The organism is Corynebacterium sp. AOP12-C2-36 (assembly GCF_052379185.1).
In the GTDB taxonomy this organism is placed as follows: domain Bacteria; phylum Actinomycetota; class Actinomycetes; order Mycobacteriales; family Mycobacteriaceae; genus Corynebacterium.
The window spans coordinates 222742-240177 of sequence record NZ_JBQSYJ010000002.1; the positions used below are offsets into that span (position 1 = coordinate 222742).

Consider the following 17436-nt stretch of genomic DNA (forward strand, 5'->3'; position numbering starts at 1 on the left):
GTGGTGTCAGCCATAACCGTCTGCCGGGGGTGGTGGGGAAGAGGGGGGTTTCGGGTGAGAAAATAGTGCCGTGGGTATGGTGCTGCGCGGGAAAACATGGAACACTGGTGGGCGGTCACAGTTTCTGTGCGTCGCTTTGCTCGCTGTATCACCGGTTAGACCCGCAGTCAGTAGGTAAAACGTTCGCGGGAGTTGTTTGCATGCGAACGGACCAACGTTCACGGTGGTTCTAGCATCGGCCCGGTGGCCTCGCGAAAAGTTGGCGGGGCACCGATCACCGAGATGTAAGTAAGGGAAAGAACATGGCACAGGGAACCGTCAAGTGGTTCAACGCTGAAAAGGGCTACGGCTTCATCGCACCGAACGATGGTGGCGCTGACGTCTTCGTCCACTACTCCGAGATCCAGGGCAACGGCTTCCGTACCCTCGAGGAGAACCAGCAGGTCGAGTTCGAGATCGGCGACGGCGCCAAGGGCCCCCAGGCTCAGGCTGTCACCGCTCTCTAAGAGCACCGACTGAACCCACCGTCGCACCGGGAGGTCTGATCTTCCCGGGACGGTAGCTTCATCACAGCGCCGCCCGGCGTCCGCGGAGAGATCCGTGGGACGCCGGGCGGCGTTGCTGCGTGCGGGGGCGTGATCTGGCTGGGGTGTGCCGGGGCGTGCTGGGGTGTGTGGCAGATATCGCACCCCATAAACTGCTTCAGGAAATATGACCTGGGCTTTTCTGTGTAGAGGCACCTTATTGGGTGCGAAATGTGGACCCCTCTGCCGTGCGGTGCTCCATGACCTGCGACATGTGCCCCACTGTCCAGTCGAACAGGGCGTGCACCGCCGGCAGGGCGGAGCGCCCCAGGTCGGTGAGCTCGTAGACGACCCGCGGGGGGATCTCGGGGAAGGCGGTGCGTGTGACCAGCCCGTCGGCGGCCAGTGCGGAGAGCCGCTGGGAGAGGACCCGCACGGAGATGCCGTCCACCGCGGTCTGGATCTGCCCGTTGCGCAGCGGGCCGTGCTCGAGGCTGAGCAGGATCAGCATGTTCCACCGGTCGCCGACGGTGCTGAACAGGTCACGGCTGGGGCAGTCGCGGGCGGCGGGGTTCCAGGAGTCGTCCATGGTGGGAATTCTATCACGACACTATTTCAGGCAGGCACTGTACAAAAGGAAGCAACGAGGTTAGACTGCCGGACATGGCTAACATCACCATCTACGGGTCGACCGGCATGGTCGGCACCGACATCGCACACGAAGCAGTCTCACGCGGCCACCGGGTCACCGGCGTCACCCGTCAGGACAACCCCTCCAACCCGGTCGACGGCGTCACCTACGTCACCGGCGACATCCACGACCCCGCGGACGTCGCCGCCAAGGCGCAGGACGCCGACATCGTCGTCCTCTCCGTCCCCGGCCCGCGCGACGGCAGTTCCGTCCAGCCCATCGTCGACGCCCACGCCGCGCTCATCGGCGCGGTCGCCGGTACGTCCGACGCAGCATCCGACGCAGCGTCCGGCGTGCGTCTCTTCGTCGTCGGCGGTGCCGGCGCCACGCTCACCGCCGACGGCACCATGCTGGTCGACACCCCGGACTTCCCGGAGGCCTATGCCGCGGAGGCCCGCTCCTTCGCCGAGGTCCTCGACCTCTACCGCGCTGCCCCCGCGCAACTGGACTGGACGATGCTCGCCCCGGCACCGGAGATCGGCCCCGGCGCACCCGCCGCGTCCTACGTCCTGGGAGACGACCACCCGGCCGGTGGCAGCGTCACGACCGGCACGTTCGCCCGTGCGGCGCTCAACGAGATCGAGCGTCCGGCGCACCGTCGGGCCCGCTTCACCGTCGCGGACGCCTGAGCCTGAGCTGAACCCCCCGGGAACACGGGGTATCCGCACGGTTGTCGGTGCAGCGTGTAGGGTCTCACCTCGAACCCCCTGTTGATTCATTCGGGTGAACAGGGATGCATGGGAACGACAGGACGAAGGTGGGAGCGACACCGATGGCAGCGCAGGAGACCGAGGGCGGCGGCGGGAAGAAACTCGTCATCGTGGAGTCCGCCACGAAGGCGAAGAAGATCCAGCGCTACCTCGGCGACAACTACATTGTCGACGCCTCCGTCGGTCACATCCGTGACCTGCCGCGCGGTGCCGCGGACGTGCCCGCCAAGTACAAGAAGGAACCGTGGGCACGTCTCGGTGTGAACGTCGACGACGACTTCGAGGCCCTGTACGTGGTCAGCCCGGACAAGAAGAAGAAGGTCTCCGAGCTCAAGAGCAAGCTCAAGCAGGTCGACGAGGTCTACCTCGCGACAGACCCCGACCGTGAGGGCGAGGCCATCGCCTGGCACCTGCTGCAGGTGCTCAAGCCCAAGGTGCCGGTGCGCCGCATGGTCTTCCACGAGATCACCGAGTCCGCCATCAAGGAGGCCGCGGAGAACACCCGCGACCTGGACCTGGACCTGGTCGACGCGCAGGAGACCCGTCGTGTGCTCGACCGTCTCTACGGCTACGAGGTCTCCCCGGTGCTGTGGCGCAAGGTCATGCCGCGCCTGTCGGCCGGACGCGTGCAGTCCGTTGCCACCCGGGTCATCGTGGAGCGCGAACGCGAGCGCATGGCGTTCGTGTCCGCGGAGTACTGGGACCTCACCGCCACGCTGGAGACCGGTGCGTCGGCCGGGGACACCGCCAACCCGACGTCTTTCGAGGCCTCCCTGGTGGCCGTCGACGGTGCCCGCGTGGCACAGGGCCGTGACTTCGGCGACGACGGCAAGCTGAAGACCGGCAAGGCGCAGGCCAACGTCACCGTCATCGACCGGCAGGGCGCCGAGCAGCTGGCGGAGAACCTCACGGGCGCGGCGATGTCGGTGTCGAAGGTCGAGGAGAAGCCGTACACGCGGCGTCCCTACCCGCCGTTCATGACCTCCACGCTGCAGCAGGAGGCCGGCCGCAAGCTGCACTACACCTCGGAGCGCACGATGCGTATCGCGCAGCGTCTCTACGAGAACGGCCACATCACCTACATGCGTACCGACTCCACGACCCTGTCGAAGTCCGGTATCGACGCCGCGCGTCAGCAGGCCCGCGAGCTCTACGGCCCCAGCTTCGTGGCGGACGCGCCGCGCCAGTACAACCGCAAGGTGAAGAACTCGCAGGAGGCCCACGAGGCGATCCGTCCGGCCGGCGAGACCTTCGCGACCCCGGGCAACCTGTCCGGTCAGCTCGACGCCGAGGAGTTCAAGCTCTACGAGCTGATCTGGCAGCGCACCGTGGCCAGCCAGATGGCCGACGCCCGCGGCACCTCGATGAAGGTCACCGTCTCCGGGACCGCCACCAGCGGCGAGAAGACGGACTTCCAGGCCAACGGTCGCACGATCACCTTCCCGGGCTTCCTGAAGGCCTACGTGGAGACCAGTCAGACGGCGGACGGACGCAACGTCGCCGACAACGCCGAGAAGGCGCTGCCCGTGCTCGCCGAGGGCGACGGGCTGGACACGCGCACGGTCACCGCCGACGGGCACTCCACGAACCCGCCGGCGCGTTTCACCGAGGCCTCGCTGGTCAAGACGATGGAGGAGCTCGGCATCGGGCGTCCGTCGACGTACGCCTCGATCATCAACACGATCAAGGCCCGCGGCTACGTGGTCTCGCGCGGTTCGGCGCTGGTGCCCAGCTGGGTGGCCTTCGCCGTGGTCGGCCTGATGGAGCAGAACTTCGGCTCGCTGGTGGACTACGAGTTCACCTCCTCGATGGAGGACGAGCTGGACCGCATCGCCCGCGGCGAGGAGAACCGCTCGCACTGGCTGCGCGGCTTCTACTTCGGCGACGACAAGGCGTCGGACGCGACGGCGGAGACGATCGCCCGCCTCGGCGGGCTCAAGACGATGGTGGGCGACAATCTCGAGCAGATCGACGCGCGCAAGGTGAACTCCCTGCACCTGTTCGACGACTCCGAGGGTGTGCCGATCATCGTGCGTGTGGGCCGCTACGGCCCGTACCTGGAGCGCACGAAGCCGGTTCCCGAGGGCGCACCGGAGGGCACCGAGCCGGAGGTCCAGCGGGCGAACCTGCCCGAGACCATCACCCCGGACGAGCTGACCCGCGAGGTCGCCGAGAAGCTCTTCGCCACCCCGCAGGGCGGACGTGAGGTCGGGGTGAACCCGGCGAACGGCCGCATGATCATGGCCCGTGAGGGTCGCTACGGCCCCTATGTCACCGAGCAGGTCAAGGACGACGAGGAGGCGCGGGTCTCCGCCGAGGCGGAGAAGACCGTGGAGGCCGAGCGCGACCAGGAGGACGCCGAGCGTGCCGCGGAGGGCAAGAAGCCGCTGAGCCGTGAGACGAAGACGGCGGCGAACAAGAAGGACAAGCGGATCAAGGAGATCCTGCAGGAGACGCTGAAGCCGAAGACGGCGTCGTTGTTCGAGTCGATGGACCCGGCGTCGGTGACCCTCGAGGAGGCGCTGAAGCTGATGAGCCTGCCGCGTGAGGTGGGTGTGGACCCGTCGGACGGTGAGATGATCACCGCGCAGAACGGCCGTTACGGCGCGTACCTGAAGAAGGGCTCGGACTCGCGTTCCCTGCAGAACGAGGAGCAGATCTTCACGGTGACCCTGGACGAGGCACGGCGGATCTACGCCGAGCCGAAGCGCCGGGGTCGTGCCGCGGCGAAGCCGCCGCTGAAGGAGCTGGGTGACAACGACGTCTCGGGCAAGCCGATGACGGTGAAGGACGGCCGGTTCGGCCCGTACGTGACCGACGGGACGACGAATGCGTCGTTGCGCCGTGGTGACTCGCCGGAGACGATGACGGACGCCCGCGGCAACGAGCTGCTCAGTGAGCGGCGTGCCAAGGAGGCGGCCGACGGCGGTGCCCCGGCGAAGAAGTCCGCCAAGTCGACGCGCAAGACGACGAAGAAGTCGACAGCGAAGAAGACGACCAAAAAGGCCGTGAAGTCCACGACGAAGCGCACGGTGAAGAAGGGTTCGTCGGCGGCGGCGAAGAAGGCGGCCGCGAAGAAGAACTGACCGGACCGGTCTTCTACTCCTCACGGGGCGTACTGTTGATTTCCTGACGGGAATATCAGATACGGAGGAGAAGAGTGATGACTGATTCGGCGGGCCCGGGCGGGCGCTGGGCGGACTACGACAAGGGGACGCAGGAACAGCTCGCGTCGGCGGCGGCTGGGGTGCCCGGGACGCCACAGGGGGCGCCGCAGTCTACTGAACAGCCCCAGCAGTTGCGTGGGCGGTTGGCGCCGCGCACGGAGATCCCGCCGAAGGACCCCTTCGCCGGCTGGTCCCTGTTCGGGCTGGCGCTGTTCATCGTCGGGGTGATCGCGGCGATCGTCTGCTTCGCCAACTCCGGCGGCACGGAGACGAGTGGCTCGGGCTGGAGCAGCGTGACCGTGGACGTGGTGTACATGGACGTGCTGGCAGGCGCGATCTGCTGCTCCCTGTTCGCCGCGGCCGGACTTGTCGTGGCGGTCGTGGCCAAGGTGGGGTCCCACGTCACCCAGGGGGCGAGGAGGGGCGACGGCCCCGCGCCTGTTTGACCGTAACTTCACCCGGTCGTAGCATGATGTTCAACGTATTGAACTCTCTGACGACGGGTGACGAAGAATGTCGGTTGACGCCTCCGAGGTAAACCTCGGTAAGGACGGGGTGACGCAGGACGGGGTGACGCAGGACGCGCCGGCGGCGGGTGGGAAACAACCGCGCCTGACCAGTCTGCTCGGCCCGGCGTTCGTCGCCGCCATCGCCTACGTCGACCCCGGCAACGTCGCGGCGAACCTCTCCGCCGGTGCGGAGTACGGCTACCTGCTGCTCTGGGTGCTCATCGTCGCCAACCTCATGGCCGCGGTCGTCCAGTACCTCTCGGCGAAACTCGGGCTGGTGACCTCGAAGTCGCTGTCCGCCATCCTCGCCGACTGGTTCGACGCCCGCGAGAACAACGGCACCGCCGCAGGACGCCGCCGCGGGCGGGCGGGGCGCCTGGCGTTCTGGGGGCAGGCCGAGATCATCGCCGCGGCGACCGACGTCGCCGAGGTCATCGGCGGTGCCATCGCCCTGAACTTGCTCTTCGGGACCCCACTGGTGCTCGGCGGCGTGATCGTCGGTGTGGTCTCGCTCGGCATGCTCGTGCTGCAGGGAGGCCCCACGCAACGCCGCTTCGAGTTCGTGATCATGGGGTTCCTCCTGGTCATCACGGTCGGTTTCCTGTCCGGCCTGTTCGTCACCGGACTGTCGGTGGGGGAGATGGTCGAGGGCATCGTCCCGCGCTTCCAGGGCACGCACTCGGTGGTCCTGGCGGCGAGCATGCTGGGCGCCACGGTGATGCCGCACGCGGTGTACCTGCACTCCGGGCTGGTCCGCGACCGCCGGTTCACGCCCCAGGGCGATGACGGGATGCGCCGCCACCTCAAGGCCACCAAGTGGGACGTCGGTACCGCGCTGGTGGTGGCCGGCACGGTGAACATCGCCATGCTGTGCCTGGCCGCCCAGGCGCTGCGCGGGGTGGACGGCACCGACACCATCGAGGGTGCCCACGGTGCCGTGGAGAACGCCCTGGGGCCGGTGATCGGCGTGCTCTTCGCCGTCGGGCTGCTGGCCTCGGGTCTGGCCTCGACCTCGGTGGGTTGCTACGCCGGTGACATGGTGATGCGTGACCTGCTGAAGGTGCGCATCCCGCTGCTGCTGCGTCGCTTCCTCACGATGCTCCCGGCCCTGGTCATCCTGGGCATGGGTGTGGAGCCCACCTGGGCGCTGGTGATGAGCCAGGTGGTCCTCAGCGTGGGCATCCCCTTCGCCCTGGTCCCGTTGGTCGCCGCGGCCTCACGGCACACCGTGATGGGACGCTGGGCGAACCCGCGGGCGCTGACGCTCGTCGCCGTCGTGATCTGCGCGGTCATCATCGCGCTCAACGTGCTGCTGATCTGGCTGACGCTGACCGGGCAGGCGTAGGCGTAGAGGGGGGGGAAAGCCCCGGGGTCCTACCCGCGCTCGGCGAGGGTGGAGCGGATCGGGCGGGCGAGCTGCGTCATCTCCTTGCGGCCGCGCAGCTCCACCGACTTCATCAGCGTCCAGCGCTCCTGCTCCGCGTCGTTGGCCTTGCGCAGCGTGGACGCATTGGTCAGCACGCGGCCCGGGGTGTCCTTGGCCAGTTCCGTCAGCCGTGCGGCGGCGTTCACCGCGTCGCCGATCACGGTGTACTCGAAGCGGTCGCTGGCGCCGATGTGCCCGGCCACGACCTCTCCCACGGCGGCGCCGATACCGGCGGCCAGCTCATGCTCGGCGAGCTCCTGGTTGAGCTCACGCGCGGCGGCGAGGGTGTGGCCGGCCATGTCGTCCAGCGGGATCGGGGCACCGAAGACGGCCAGTGCGGCATCGCCCTCGAACTTGTTGATGATGCCCTTGTTGCGGTGCACGACCTCCACGACCTTGTCGAAGAAGCTGTTCAGCGCCTTCACCACGTGCTGCGGAGAGGAGGACACGGCGAAGCCGGTGGAGCCGATGACGTCCACGAACAGCACGCCCACGAAGCGGTTCGCCCCGCCGAGCTCCGGCTTCTCCTCGATGGCGCGGCGGGCCACCTCGGTGCCCACGTAGCGTCCGAACAGGGTGCGGACCTGCTCGCGTTCGCGCAGGCCCTGCATCATCTCGTTGAAGCCGGCCTGAAGTACGCCGATCTCGGTGGCGTCGTAGATGCGCACCTGCGCGTGGGAGTCGCCGCGGCGCACGCGGTTCATCGCGTACTGCAGTTCGCGGATCGGGTCGACCACGGTCATGGTGATCAGCCGGGTCCCGGAGAAACCCGTGAACAGTGCGGTGAGGCTCAGCGCCAGCACGCCGGGGAGGATCTCGCGGGCGTCGCCGGGGAAGAAGGTCGTGGCCTGGGCGGCGACCATCAGCACCACGCCGATCACCGGGACGGCGGAGGTGAGGATCCAGACCCCGGTGATCTGCAGGGACAGCGGGGAGATCCGTTCCTGCGGTGCCCCGGTGCGCCGCAGCGCCCGGGCGGCGACGGGACGCACCAGGCGCTCGGCGACCATGAACGTCATCAGCACCACCATGGCCCCGCCCAGCAGGGCGGTGACAGCGACGGACAAGGCCCACTTACCGGAGAACTGGGAGGCCACGATGGTGAAGATCACCACTCCGACCAACCACAACACGGCGCCGAGCAGTGCCTGGAGCGCCGGGATGCGCAGCACGAGGCGCCGGATCATCACCGGGTCGACCGGGTCCGGGTTGCGCTGCCACCGCAGCACCGGGGTGAAGAAGAACAGGGTGGCACCGATGCCGACCACCAGCGCGAAGATGAAGTACACCGTGTAGAGCGTGGCGGTGGTGGTGTTCAGCGTCGTCAGTTCCGAGGCGCCGCCGAGGGGGACGAGGAAACGCAGGAAGGACGCCACTCCGAGCGCACCGACCACGTTGACCAGGAAGACGGTCAGGGCGTACAGCGGCCAGGTGGTGCCCCACGCCCACTTGATGTACTGCCCCAGTTTCTGCATGCGTCCCAGACTATCGGAGCAGCACCGGCTTGTCCCCGTCCCGGTCATGTCCGGGAGGGCGACTACACTTGGCGCCTGTGTCTTCCGCCTCAGAGTCCGTGTTCACTGCCGCTGTCCTCAGTCCTCACGTGACCGTCCCGTTGGTCGCCGCGGTGGAGGCCGCCAGAAGTGCGGGCAGGGGAGAGGGGGCGTCGGCCGCGATGACGCACTCGTGGTTGTTCACGGGGCCTCCGGGGTCAGGACGTTCCGTCGCGGCGAAGGCCTTCGCCACGGCGTTGGTCTGCGAGGATCCGGACGTGCCGGGGTGCCGTCGGTGTGACGGGTGCCGCTCGGCGGCGGTGGGGTCGCACCCGGACATCACCTGGGTGCACACCGACGGTGTGGTGATCCAGGTGTCCGAGGCCAGAGAAGTGATCAAGACCGCCGCGGCGATGCCCACCGTCGCCCCGTGGCGGATCGTGGTGTTCGAGGACGCCGACCGGTTCAACGACAGTAGTGCGAACGCGCTGCTGAAGAGCATCGAGGAGCCGCCGGAGCGCACCGTCTTCATCCTGTGCGCGCCGAGCACGGACCCTGAGGACATCGCGGTGACGTTGCGCTCCCGGTGCCGTCACCTCTACGTCCCCACGCCCTCACGCGACGAGGTCGAGGCGGTACTGCTGGCCGACGAGCGCCTGGGGCTGTCGCCGGAGCAGGCGGCGTGGGCGGCGGAGGTCGCCGGCGGCCACATCGGGCGCGCCCGCCACCTGGCGTCCGAGGAGAAGGCGCGGGCCAAGCGGGCCAGTGCGCTGAAGTTGCCGGCGTTGGTCTACGAGCCGGGGGAGGCGTACCGCTTCGTCACGGACCTGGTGACCTCGGCGAAGGACGAGGCCACCTCGTCGGTGGCCGAGCGTGAGGAGAAGGAGTTGGCGGACCTGCAGAGCTCACTGGGGATGGGCGCCAAGGGCCGGGGGGTGGCCAAGGCGCAGGCGGGTTCCGCGGGCCAGATCAAGGAGCTGGAGAAGGAACAGAAGAACCGTCGGACCCGGATGCTGCGCGACTCGCTGGACCTGGCGCTGATCGACATCGCGGGCATGTACCGTGACGCGATGATGGTCGCCGCGGGAGCGGTGGACGGGGAGGAGCCGGTGGGTGGGTTCCTGCACCCCGACCAGGCGAAGGTCTCGCGTGAACTGGCTCGGCGCAACGCCCCGGAGAGCCTGGTGCAGTGCATCGACGCGGTGTCGGCGTGCCGGGAGACGCTGACGTACAACGTGAAGCCGGAGGTCGCGTTGACCTCGATGGTGGGGCGGCTGCGGGAGTGCTGCCGGCAGGTGTGAGCTGGCATGACGGCGGAGTGAGGGGCTGTTTTTGTGGAGGGTTGCACCGTCGGCTAGGATTACCGCTCGTATGCAGCACCGTCCCTGACGGTGCCTGTGCGCCGCCTTAGCTCAGTCGGTAGAGCGTTTCACTCGTAATGAAAAGGTCGCGAGTTCGATTCTCGCAGGCGGCTCCATTCTTTAGAACGGGCCGGGCCACCAACCTCCACGGTTGGTGGCCCGGCCCGTTGCCGTGTGTCACGTCGGGGCGAGATTGCCGTCGTGTGAATTTGTCGCGGGAGGGGTAGATACCGCTGGGGGTACATGTCTAGGGTGTGTGCACTGGTTGCCCGGAGGCCGCGTGGTCTCCGCCAGAGTTGCTTGAAAGGTTCATCATGGACATTGCGTCCATCGTCGCTGCTATCCAGGCCGCTGGCGAGGCCCTCCCGTTCATCGGCGCCGCGGGTGAGTCCCTCACCGGGTCGGCGGACTCCATCACCGGTAGCTCGGACGTCATCGCCGGCTCGGCCGAGTCCGTCGGTGGTTCCGCCACGAGCGTCGGTGGATCCGGCGGCATCCTCACCGGGATCAGCGACGCGATTGCACCGATCGTGGACGTGGCTCCGGAGGAGTAGCGCGCGGGCTGCCTTGTGCGGGACACGTTCCCGTGGTGGCCCTCATGATGAAGGACCCCGGGACGGTTGTCGTCCCGGGGTCCTTCATTGCCGTAGGCGTGGCTGGGCTGCGTCAGTTCTCGCAGCCGACCCCGTCGCCGTCACGGTCGAGGTGTGAGGCGTAGCCGGGTGTTCCGCGGTAGATGGGCGCGGCGCCGGCGGCACGGACCGCCGTGCAGTTCGCGTAGGAGACGGCCGGTTCTTGGACCTCGGGCGTGTAGTCGGGCACCGGGGTGTACTCCGGTGCCGGGTCCGGGGTGTAGACGGGGGCCGGATCCTGCGCAGGAGCGGGGTTCCCGGCGACGTTGACGTCGGGGTCGGTGTCGGGATCGATGTCCACGTCGGGCTCGATCTCCGGCTCCGGCTCCACCTCGGTGCTGGTCGGGGCCTCGGTGGTGCTCGTGGCACTCGTCGTGCTGGTGGCGCTGGAGGTGCTGGATGCGCTCGTCGTCGTGGTGCGCGACGTGGTGCTGGTGGCGCTGGTGGTGACTTCCTCGGCTTCAGTGTCCCCGCCGCAGGCGGTGACGAGTCCGAGTGTGAGTGCTGCGGTGGCTACCGCTGCCGCAAAAGTGCGGATCTTCATTGGGGTTCTCCTCGTAAAGTTTCGCGCCCGTCATCGGCGCGACCGAGGAATATTAAACTGTATGCACATTCATTAGGAAAAGTAACGGGCTAGCCCCGGGGGTGCTCCGCGGTTGGGCGTGGCGCGGATCGTCAGTCCGCTTCCGGCCAGGTTTCTTCGCCGCAGGTCACACCGGTGTCCGCGATAGCCTCCGACGGCATCTCCGGGCAGGTCGGGGGCACACCCGGGAGGCCCTGGGTGATGTAGCTGATGACCAGCTGCGCGATCTCGATGAGCTGGTTGAACAGGTTTCCCAGGAACTCGAACATGGACGGTGTCTCCTCGTGTCGGTGTGCGGAACGGTCGGGGACCACGGCTAGGACGAGGCCGTGGCGTCCTCGGATTCGGCGCCGCTACCGGCCTCGGACAAGGTCAGGGCCGCGGCGACGACAAGTGTGCCGAGGGCGTTCCGGTCGCACACGGGGGACTCCTGACGGGTGGTTCGTGGGTGATGTGGTGGTGTGGGCGCCACGTTGCGGGAGGGGACGTTAAGGTTCGCCTGGGTGAAAGTTAACGCACAACCAGTTAGTTTGGCAAACCATTTTCCGGGGGTTCTCTCTCCCCGCTCATTTCATGTCCGTCCCGCCCTGTACAACTGTTGCGGAAGGTTCGCGAGGAACAGGCACCGAGAGGAAGGTGAGAGCGCCATGGTCATGGGGCCCACGCACGCGATGTCGGGCGCGGCGGCAGGTGTCGTGCTCGCCGTCACGACGGCGCAGGCCACGGGTGTGCCGGCGGACGTCGGGGCGGTGGTGGTACTGGCCGGAGTCACCGCCGGTGCGGCGATCCTGCCGGACCTGGACCATCCGTCCGGGACCGCGGCCAGGACGTTGGGGCCGGTCAGCAAACTGCTGTCCGTGTTCGTCAACCGCCTGTCCTCGATGGTCGCCGAGGCCACCGGGGCGCGGGGCAGGCGCGTCGGCGGGCACAGGACGCTCACCCACACGCTCCTGTTCGCCGTGCTGCTGGCCGCCGCGACCTGGTGTGCGGTCGACCTGGGTGACAGCAGGGTGACCATCGCCATCTTCGCCGCCCTGGTCCTGCTGGCACTGCATTCGCTGGTGCGTCCGGTCGCCCAACGGTGGGGTTCGCTGGGGGCGGTGGTCATCGCAGTCGGCCTGACCCTGCTGGTGATGCGCGACCGGCCGGAGATGCTCACACCGGCGGTGATGTCCACCGCGGTCGGGCTGGGCTGTGTGGTGCACTGCGTCGGGGACGCGGTGACGCGCTCCGGGGTTCCGTTGTTCGCGCCGTTCGTGCCCGTGGGCGGGGACCGCTGGGGGTCGGTGCACCTGCTTCCGGGGCCGCTGAGGATCCGTGCCGCCGGATTCGGCGACACCGTGGCGATGGCCGTGTTCACCGCCGTGTTGGTGGGCGCCTGTGCGCTGGGGTGGAACCACGGCTTGATCGTGGGGTGAACCCGCGCGGGTATTCTCGTCAGGGACAGTAACCGGGCCCCGACTACGGCCCGGTCCGCGAACAGGAGGAAAGACCATGTCTGTACCCAAGGACACCGTTGAACGGTTCCGCGTCATCGCCGACGGTTTCACCGCCCAGACACGGGACAACGACTGGGACGCGCAGACCCCGTGCGCGGAGTGGACGGCCCGCGACATCGTCGGCCACCTGATCAGCTGGTTCGCCCCCGCCCTGGAGGACGTCGGAATCACGGTGAACATCACCGAGGACAAGAACTCCGACCCGGCGGCCGCGTGGGAGCAGTTCGCCGAACTCGTCCAGGACACCTTGGAGGACGACGTCAAGGCGGAGGCGCTGGTCACCCGCGGCCCCATCCCTGGGCAGTCGCTGGAGACCAACGCGAAGGGGTTCTTCATCCCGGACGTGTTCATGCACACCTGGGACCTCGCCCGGTCGCAGGGCCGGGACGTGGAGCTGGACGAGGACTTCGCCGAGCGCAACCTCGGCGGTCTGCGCTCCCTGGGTGAGCAGTTGCAGGCACGCGGCGGGTTCGGCCCGCCGCAGGAGACCTCGGCGGACGCGACGTCCACCATCCGCCTGATGGCCTACGTGGGCCGCGACCCGAACTTCGGTCTGGACTGAGCTCAGCCCTCGCCGAGGCGGGGGTCGCTGGGGCCGGGCAGGTAGCCGTCCTCCTGCGCGCGACGGAAGAGGTCCGTCTTCGTCGGGGCGGGGCGCCCGGCGTTCTGGTACTTCACCCGGATGCGCCCCAGGTAGTCGTTGACCGTCTCCTGGGAGATCCCGGTCAGGCGGGCGACCCGTTTGGCCGGCTCCCCGGAGGCGTACAGCTCGAGCACCTCGCGTTGGCGTTCGGACAGGTTGATCCCGTTGATCTGCGGGTCGGAGTCGATCGCCGCCGCCCATTCCGTGGACGGCACGGCGTAACCGTGTGCCGCGGCGCGTACGGCTCGCAGGATCACCTCGGGAAGCTCGGACTTCTGGACGATACCCAGGACACCCGCCTTCAGTGCGCTGCGTACCAGGTACGGGCTCTCCATGGAGGAGAGCACGAGGATGTTGTGGGTGAGGGACTGCAGCCGGTGGACGTTTTCCTCGGGGTTCGAGTCGTCGGCGAGACGCAGATCGAGGATGACCAGGTCCAGGCCGGTGGGGTTCTCCAGGCCGTAGATGAGGTCGCTCACCGAGGTGAACATGCCCGCCAGCTCGAGATCGGCGGCCGAGTCGATGAGGGACGAGAGGCCCCGCAGGGACAGCTCGTGGTCGTCGATGGCGGCGACGTTCAGGACAGTTTCGCTCATGGAAGTACCATACAGTGCTTCACCGGCCTGCGACCGGTTCATCCTGAGATTGCAGTGAGGATCCGTCACAGTGGTAGCGGCGGATACCGTCGTCGTCCGAGATCGTGGCGAACGTCGACCTGCCCCGGGGGAGGAGCCGTACGGTGACCGTCCCCGTGTCGGCGCGTGACAGGGCATCGAGGATGCGTCGGACCATCCCGTCGTGGAGCGCCTCGATGGGGCGGGGCACGATCGGTGACACCGTCGCGGCGTCGACGGGGCCGGCGGGGGCCTGCGCCGACGAACGGTCGTCGATGAGCTGGACCGCGACACCGCGTCCACGCGCGTCCCACGCGGCGGTCCGTACGTCCGGCAGGTCCAGGAGCGGGGAGCGCATGGCGTCCCTCATCCGGAGTTCGGTCAGGCGGGCGAGCTCCTTGAGCCCGTCGTCGATGGTGGTGAGCCCCGTCGTCGCCTCGACGAGAGGCGCCAGCTCCTCACGGAGAAGCTGGAGACGGTCCTGCCGGTAGGTGGTCGCCTCCTCTGCCGCGATGACGCGGAGCTCGGACTCGCGGAGCTTCTGGCGTGCCCCGGGGAGTCGGGCGAGCGTGTAGCGGGTTCCCAGGGTGAGCAGTGCGCAGGCCACGACCAGGAGGCTGGACAGGAGGACCTGCACCGCCTCGAGACTGCGGTCGGGGGTGCCGGGCAGCGCCGACATGACCTCGATGGCCACGGCACCGGCGAGGAGCGCGAGCAGGGCTGCGACGGGTCGTCCCCGCAGCGCCAGCAGGGCGCAGATCAGTGAGGCGGCGGTGATGTGCCAGTCGTGGCTCCATTCCGGTGCGGACGAGAGGTCCTGCCATCGCCCCGCCTCCATCAGCAGGACGACACCGACGCCGACGACCCAGGCGCGGGACGCCGCGACCCGGTAGGCGTGTCCACTGACGATCACCGCGACCAGGGCCACCGCGAGGACGGTGGTCACGAGGTTCGCGGTGGATGTCGGGTGGCCGTTGATGGTGCTGAGCAGTGTGAAGATCACGGCGACCGCCGCACCGTAGGGAACGCCGAACACGTAGCTGAGGTGCATGAGGTCGTAGTTCCGCATGCCGGCCGAGTTGAACCGGGACGCCCGGATGTTGGGGTGGGGTGTTCGGCCGGACGACGGATCTCCGCCGCCGGATTCCGTGCGCCGGGCGTCGCGCCAGGTGAGCTCCACGGTCGTGCCGTTCCCGGGGGCCGAGGTGACGGTGGCGGTACCTCCGTCCGTGGCCTCCATACGCCCCAGGATGGAGATGCGGATGCCCGCGGCGGTGGGGCGGACGTCCCCGGTGAAGAAGCCGGGCCCCTCGTCGGTGTAGCGCAGGTGGAGGGTGGAGTTGGTCAGGCTGACGTGGCAGTGCCGGCGGACGTGTGGCCCGGCGTGCTGCCGGGAGTTCTTCGCCATCTCGGCGACGGCCATGGTGATGTTCGCCCCGGCGACCCCGGGCAGCGTGAGGGAGGTGCCCTCGTCGGCGGTGATGGTGCAGTCGGGTGTGTGTTGGCGGATGGTGGTGGTCACCGCCTCGATGAACTGGTCGGTGGACATGTCCCCGGCTTCGTCGAAGACAGGGGTCAGACGCAGGCCGACGGGTTCGGTGGGGAAGATGCCCTGGGTGATCCCGCTGAGGGTGGACAGGACGTTGTCGTGCACCAGCGCGGTGAATTTCGTGGTCTCCTCCGCCCTGGCGCGGGCCCTGGTGGCGGCGATGTTCTCCGCATGCGACTTGTTGCCGGCGGCGTCGATGAATCGGGCGAGCTGCAGGGTCGCACAGACGATGACGACCAGGGGCAGTGAGTAGACCAGCGCCAGGCTGACCTCCGTGGCCACACTCAGGGGGTCGGAACGATGTTCCAGGACCGCCGCCGCCAGGGTCGTCCCGCCGACCAGCAGGAAGAATCCCGCGATGCCGGGTGCGAGTGGGACGGTGAGGGCGAAGGCGATCGCCGGAAGAGCGCTGAAGACCGTGAACCACATTCCGGACGCCGCGGGAGCGCCGTCGGTGACCGTCTGGATGATGAACAGGGCCAGGGCGGCGGGGAGTGAGGCGGCGGACAGACGGAGCGAGAAGACGAGGAGGTCGCGGCGTCCGATCACCGCTGCGGTGGCGAGCAGGGCGTTCGCCAGTGCGAAGAGTGTGGCCGTGGCCACCGGGTACCAGTGGCTGAAGAACGATTCCACGGTGAAGTGCGCGGTGAGAGCTCCGGCCTGCCAGAGTGGCCAGGTCAGCGCGATCGCCAGGGTGGCGTTGCGCAGGATGGCTGTCTCGATGGCGGTGGCCGGGGGTTTACGGCGGGACATGATGCTGTGTGGTCTCTGGTGCGCCGGACCCCCGACTCACACATGTGAGCCGGGGGTCCGAGCGGCAAGCGTCTCTGAGGTAAGAGACCTTAGAGGAGCGAGCCGAGACCCGCGACGACGCCGCCGAGTCCGGCGACCAGGCCGCCGACGAGGCCGGTGACGACGGTGAGAAGTGCGCTGACGATACCCATGGTGAGGTCCTTTCGAAAGGTGTACTGGTGGACCGCTGCGGGGCGGGAGAGCCTGAAGGACTTCAGTTCGTCACAGCGACAACTTCTACCATAAACATTCTTTGGCAAACTTTCCAGTCAGGGGGCTGTCAGGCTTTGTCGGTCCAGGCGGTCAGTGGGTTGTTGTCCGAGGGTCGTTGCCCGGGGGTTGTCGATTAGCTGGATGCGAGCGACCCGAGGCTGCCGACGAGCGATGAGCTGGACGAGGAGCTGGCCGGGGGGAGGTCTCCGTCTCTGTCGTCATCCTCGTCTGTGACGGTGACGGTGCCGATGTTGATCTCCATGCGCTGGCACGGGTTGTCGGCGGCGTACAGGAACTCGTAGTTCACGTTGTCGAACAGGGGCTGGATCGTGTCGCCAGGGGTCACGACCTGGGGGAAGGTCTGGCGTTCGGTGCTGCCGCGTTCCACGATGTACTGGTCGCAGTAGTCGGGCTGATAGCCCTGGGTGATCCACTTGTCTTCGACCCTGGTCGTGATGCTGGAGGAGTATCCGGTGACGGTGATCGGGGCATCGGAACTGTTTGTCACCGAGTAGGCGACGTAGAACGTCGTTCCTGGGGAGATGCCACGGGAGTAGGGCTCGTCATTCGCGGGGTTGAACAGCGCAAGGCCCTCCACGGTGAGTTCGGCAGGCTGTGGTGCGGCGGTGGCGGTGCCGACGCCTGCAGCTGCGAGCGTGGCGATGAAGGTGGCGGCTGCGGTCCTGGTGATCGTGCGACGAAGAATGTTCATGTATAAAACATAGACCGCGGAGCGGTCGGCGGAGGCCCTGATTATTGGGGGCATCCGGTCTCTGGTAGCTACAGCTGAAGGACCCTGCCCCGGAGGGCAGGGTCCTTCTGTTGGTTCGCGCTTGTCGCGTCCGGGGCGGATTAGAAGCCGACGATGGAGCCGCCGACCAGCATGATCGCGCCGATCAGGACGGCGCCGACGAGGGTGACGATGGAGCCGATGATTGCAAGCATGGCACTGGCCTTTCAGGCAAGGTGAATGTGGTGGGTGGTGCTCGCGGTGTCGGCTTTGGGGGCTTCTATCCGCTTACCTAGGATA

16 protein-coding genes and 1 tRNA gene are annotated in these 17436 nt (G+C 67.9%); 10 read left to right on the forward strand and 7 right to left on the reverse strand.

Features of this window, described 5'->3' with window-relative positions:
* The first annotated feature begins 302 nt into the window (after nucleotides 1–302).
* Nucleotides 303–506, forward strand: coding sequence for a cold-shock protein (locus tag ACT3UN_RS02440; RefSeq protein ID WP_038546005.1), 204 nt, complete (start codon nucleotides 303–305; stop codon nucleotides 504–506).
* Nucleotides 507–741: 235 nt separating this feature from the next.
* Here the strand turns inward: ACT3UN_RS02440 and ACT3UN_RS02445 are convergent, their stop codons facing one another.
* Nucleotides 742–1113, reverse strand: coding sequence for a winged helix-turn-helix transcriptional regulator (locus ACT3UN_RS02445; protein ID WP_301442447.1), 372 nt, complete (start codon nucleotides 1111–1113; stop codon nucleotides 742–744).
* Between the two features lie 74 nt (nucleotides 1114–1187).
* Here ACT3UN_RS02445 and ACT3UN_RS02450 point away from each other — a divergent pair, with 74 nt between their 5' ends.
* The 4 genes from ACT3UN_RS02450 (at nucleotide 1188) to ACT3UN_RS02465 (ending at nucleotide 6946) form a co-directional block, all read left to right on the forward strand.
* The gene (locus ACT3UN_RS02450; RefSeq protein ID WP_444656162.1) at nucleotides 1188–1844 is read left to right on the forward strand and encodes an NAD(P)-dependent oxidoreductase; all 657 of its coding nucleotides are present in this window, start codon (nucleotides 1188–1190) and stop codon (nucleotides 1842–1844) included.
* A gap of 143 nt (nucleotides 1845–1987) precedes the next feature.
* A complete protein-coding gene (topA, locus tag ACT3UN_RS02455) occupies nucleotides 1988–5011 on the forward strand; it encodes a type I DNA topoisomerase (protein ID WP_444656164.1) in 3024 nt (1007 codons plus the stop codon).
* A 77-nt stretch (nucleotides 5012–5088) separates the two neighbouring features.
* A complete protein-coding gene (locus ACT3UN_RS02460) occupies nucleotides 5089–5538 on the forward strand; it encodes a hypothetical protein (protein ID WP_444656166.1) in 450 nt (149 codons plus the stop codon).
* Nucleotides 5539–5605: 67 nt separating this feature from the next.
* Nucleotides 5606–6946: an Nramp family divalent metal transporter gene (locus ACT3UN_RS02465; RefSeq protein WP_444656168.1), complete on the forward strand. Its 1341-nt coding sequence runs from the start codon at nucleotides 5606–5608 to the stop codon at nucleotides 6944–6946.
* A 29-nt stretch (nucleotides 6947–6975) separates the two neighbouring features.
* Here the strand turns inward: ACT3UN_RS02465 and ACT3UN_RS02470 are convergent, their stop codons facing one another.
* Nucleotides 6976–8502, reverse strand: a complete 1527-nt coding sequence (locus ACT3UN_RS02470) for an adenylate/guanylate cyclase domain-containing protein (protein ID WP_444656170.1) — start codon at nucleotides 8500–8502, stop codon at nucleotides 6976–6978.
* A gap of 68 nt (nucleotides 8503–8570) precedes the next feature.
* On the opposite strand from ACT3UN_RS02470, the gene ACT3UN_RS02475 reads away from it, so the two are divergent.
* The 3 genes from ACT3UN_RS02475 to ACT3UN_RS02485 all read left to right on the forward strand — a co-directional run bounded on the left by ACT3UN_RS02475 (nucleotide 8571) and on the right by ACT3UN_RS02485 (nucleotide 10435).
* Entirely contained in the window at nucleotides 8571–9821 is a 1251-nt protein-coding gene (locus ACT3UN_RS02475; RefSeq protein WP_444656172.1) for a DNA polymerase III subunit delta', read from the forward strand.
* 100 nt (nucleotides 9822–9921) lie between these two features.
* A tRNA-Thr gene (locus ACT3UN_RS02480) sits at nucleotides 9922–9997 on the forward strand.
* Between the two features lie 198 nt (nucleotides 9998–10195).
* Nucleotides 10196–10435, forward strand: a complete 240-nt coding sequence (locus ACT3UN_RS02485; RefSeq protein WP_301443334.1) for a hypothetical protein — start codon at nucleotides 10196–10198, stop codon at nucleotides 10433–10435.
* Between the two features lie 112 nt (nucleotides 10436–10547).
* On the opposite strand, the gene ACT3UN_RS02490 is transcribed toward ACT3UN_RS02485, so the two are convergent.
* Together ACT3UN_RS02490 and ACT3UN_RS02495 are read right to left on the reverse strand one after the other, a co-directional pair.
* Entirely contained in the window at nucleotides 10548–11057 is a 510-nt protein-coding gene (locus tag ACT3UN_RS02490) for an excalibur calcium-binding domain-containing protein (protein ID WP_441582510.1), read from the reverse strand.
* Between the two features lie 131 nt (nucleotides 11058–11188).
* Nucleotides 11189–11365, reverse strand: coding sequence for a hypothetical protein (locus tag ACT3UN_RS02495; protein WP_444656174.1), 177 nt, complete (start codon nucleotides 11363–11365; stop codon nucleotides 11189–11191).
* 384 nt (nucleotides 11366–11749) lie between these two features.
* On the opposite strand from ACT3UN_RS02495, the gene ACT3UN_RS02500 reads away from it, so the two are divergent.
* Both ACT3UN_RS02500 and ACT3UN_RS02505 read left to right on the forward strand, forming a co-directional pair.
* Entirely contained in the window at nucleotides 11750–12514 is a 765-nt protein-coding gene (locus ACT3UN_RS02500; RefSeq protein WP_301443337.1) for a metal-dependent hydrolase, read from the forward strand.
* A gap of 76 nt (nucleotides 12515–12590) precedes the next feature.
* On the forward strand, nucleotides 12591–13157 hold the full coding sequence (locus ACT3UN_RS02505) for a TIGR03086 family metal-binding protein (protein ID WP_301443338.1): 567 nt from the start codon (nucleotides 12591–12593) through the stop codon (nucleotides 13155–13157).
* Between the two features lie 2 nt (nucleotides 13158–13159).
* Here the strand turns inward: ACT3UN_RS02505 and ACT3UN_RS02510 are convergent, their stop codons facing one another.
* From ACT3UN_RS02510 to ACT3UN_RS02520, 3 genes are all read right to left on the reverse strand, one after another.
* Entirely contained in the window at nucleotides 13160–13834 is a 675-nt protein-coding gene (locus ACT3UN_RS02510) for a LuxR C-terminal-related transcriptional regulator (protein WP_444656176.1), read from the reverse strand.
* A 19-nt stretch (nucleotides 13835–13853) separates the two neighbouring features.
* Nucleotides 13854–16154 carry a hypothetical protein gene (locus ACT3UN_RS02515; protein ID WP_444656178.1) on the reverse strand — a complete coding sequence of 767 codons (2301 nt, stop codon included), beginning with the start codon at nucleotides 16152–16154 and terminating at the stop codon, nucleotides 13854–13856.
* Nucleotides 16155–16539: 385 nt separating this feature from the next.
* A complete protein-coding gene (locus ACT3UN_RS02520) occupies nucleotides 16540–17118 on the reverse strand; it encodes a hypothetical protein (RefSeq protein ID WP_444656180.1) in 579 nt (192 codons plus the stop codon).
* Nucleotides 17119–17436 lie beyond the last annotated feature (318 nt).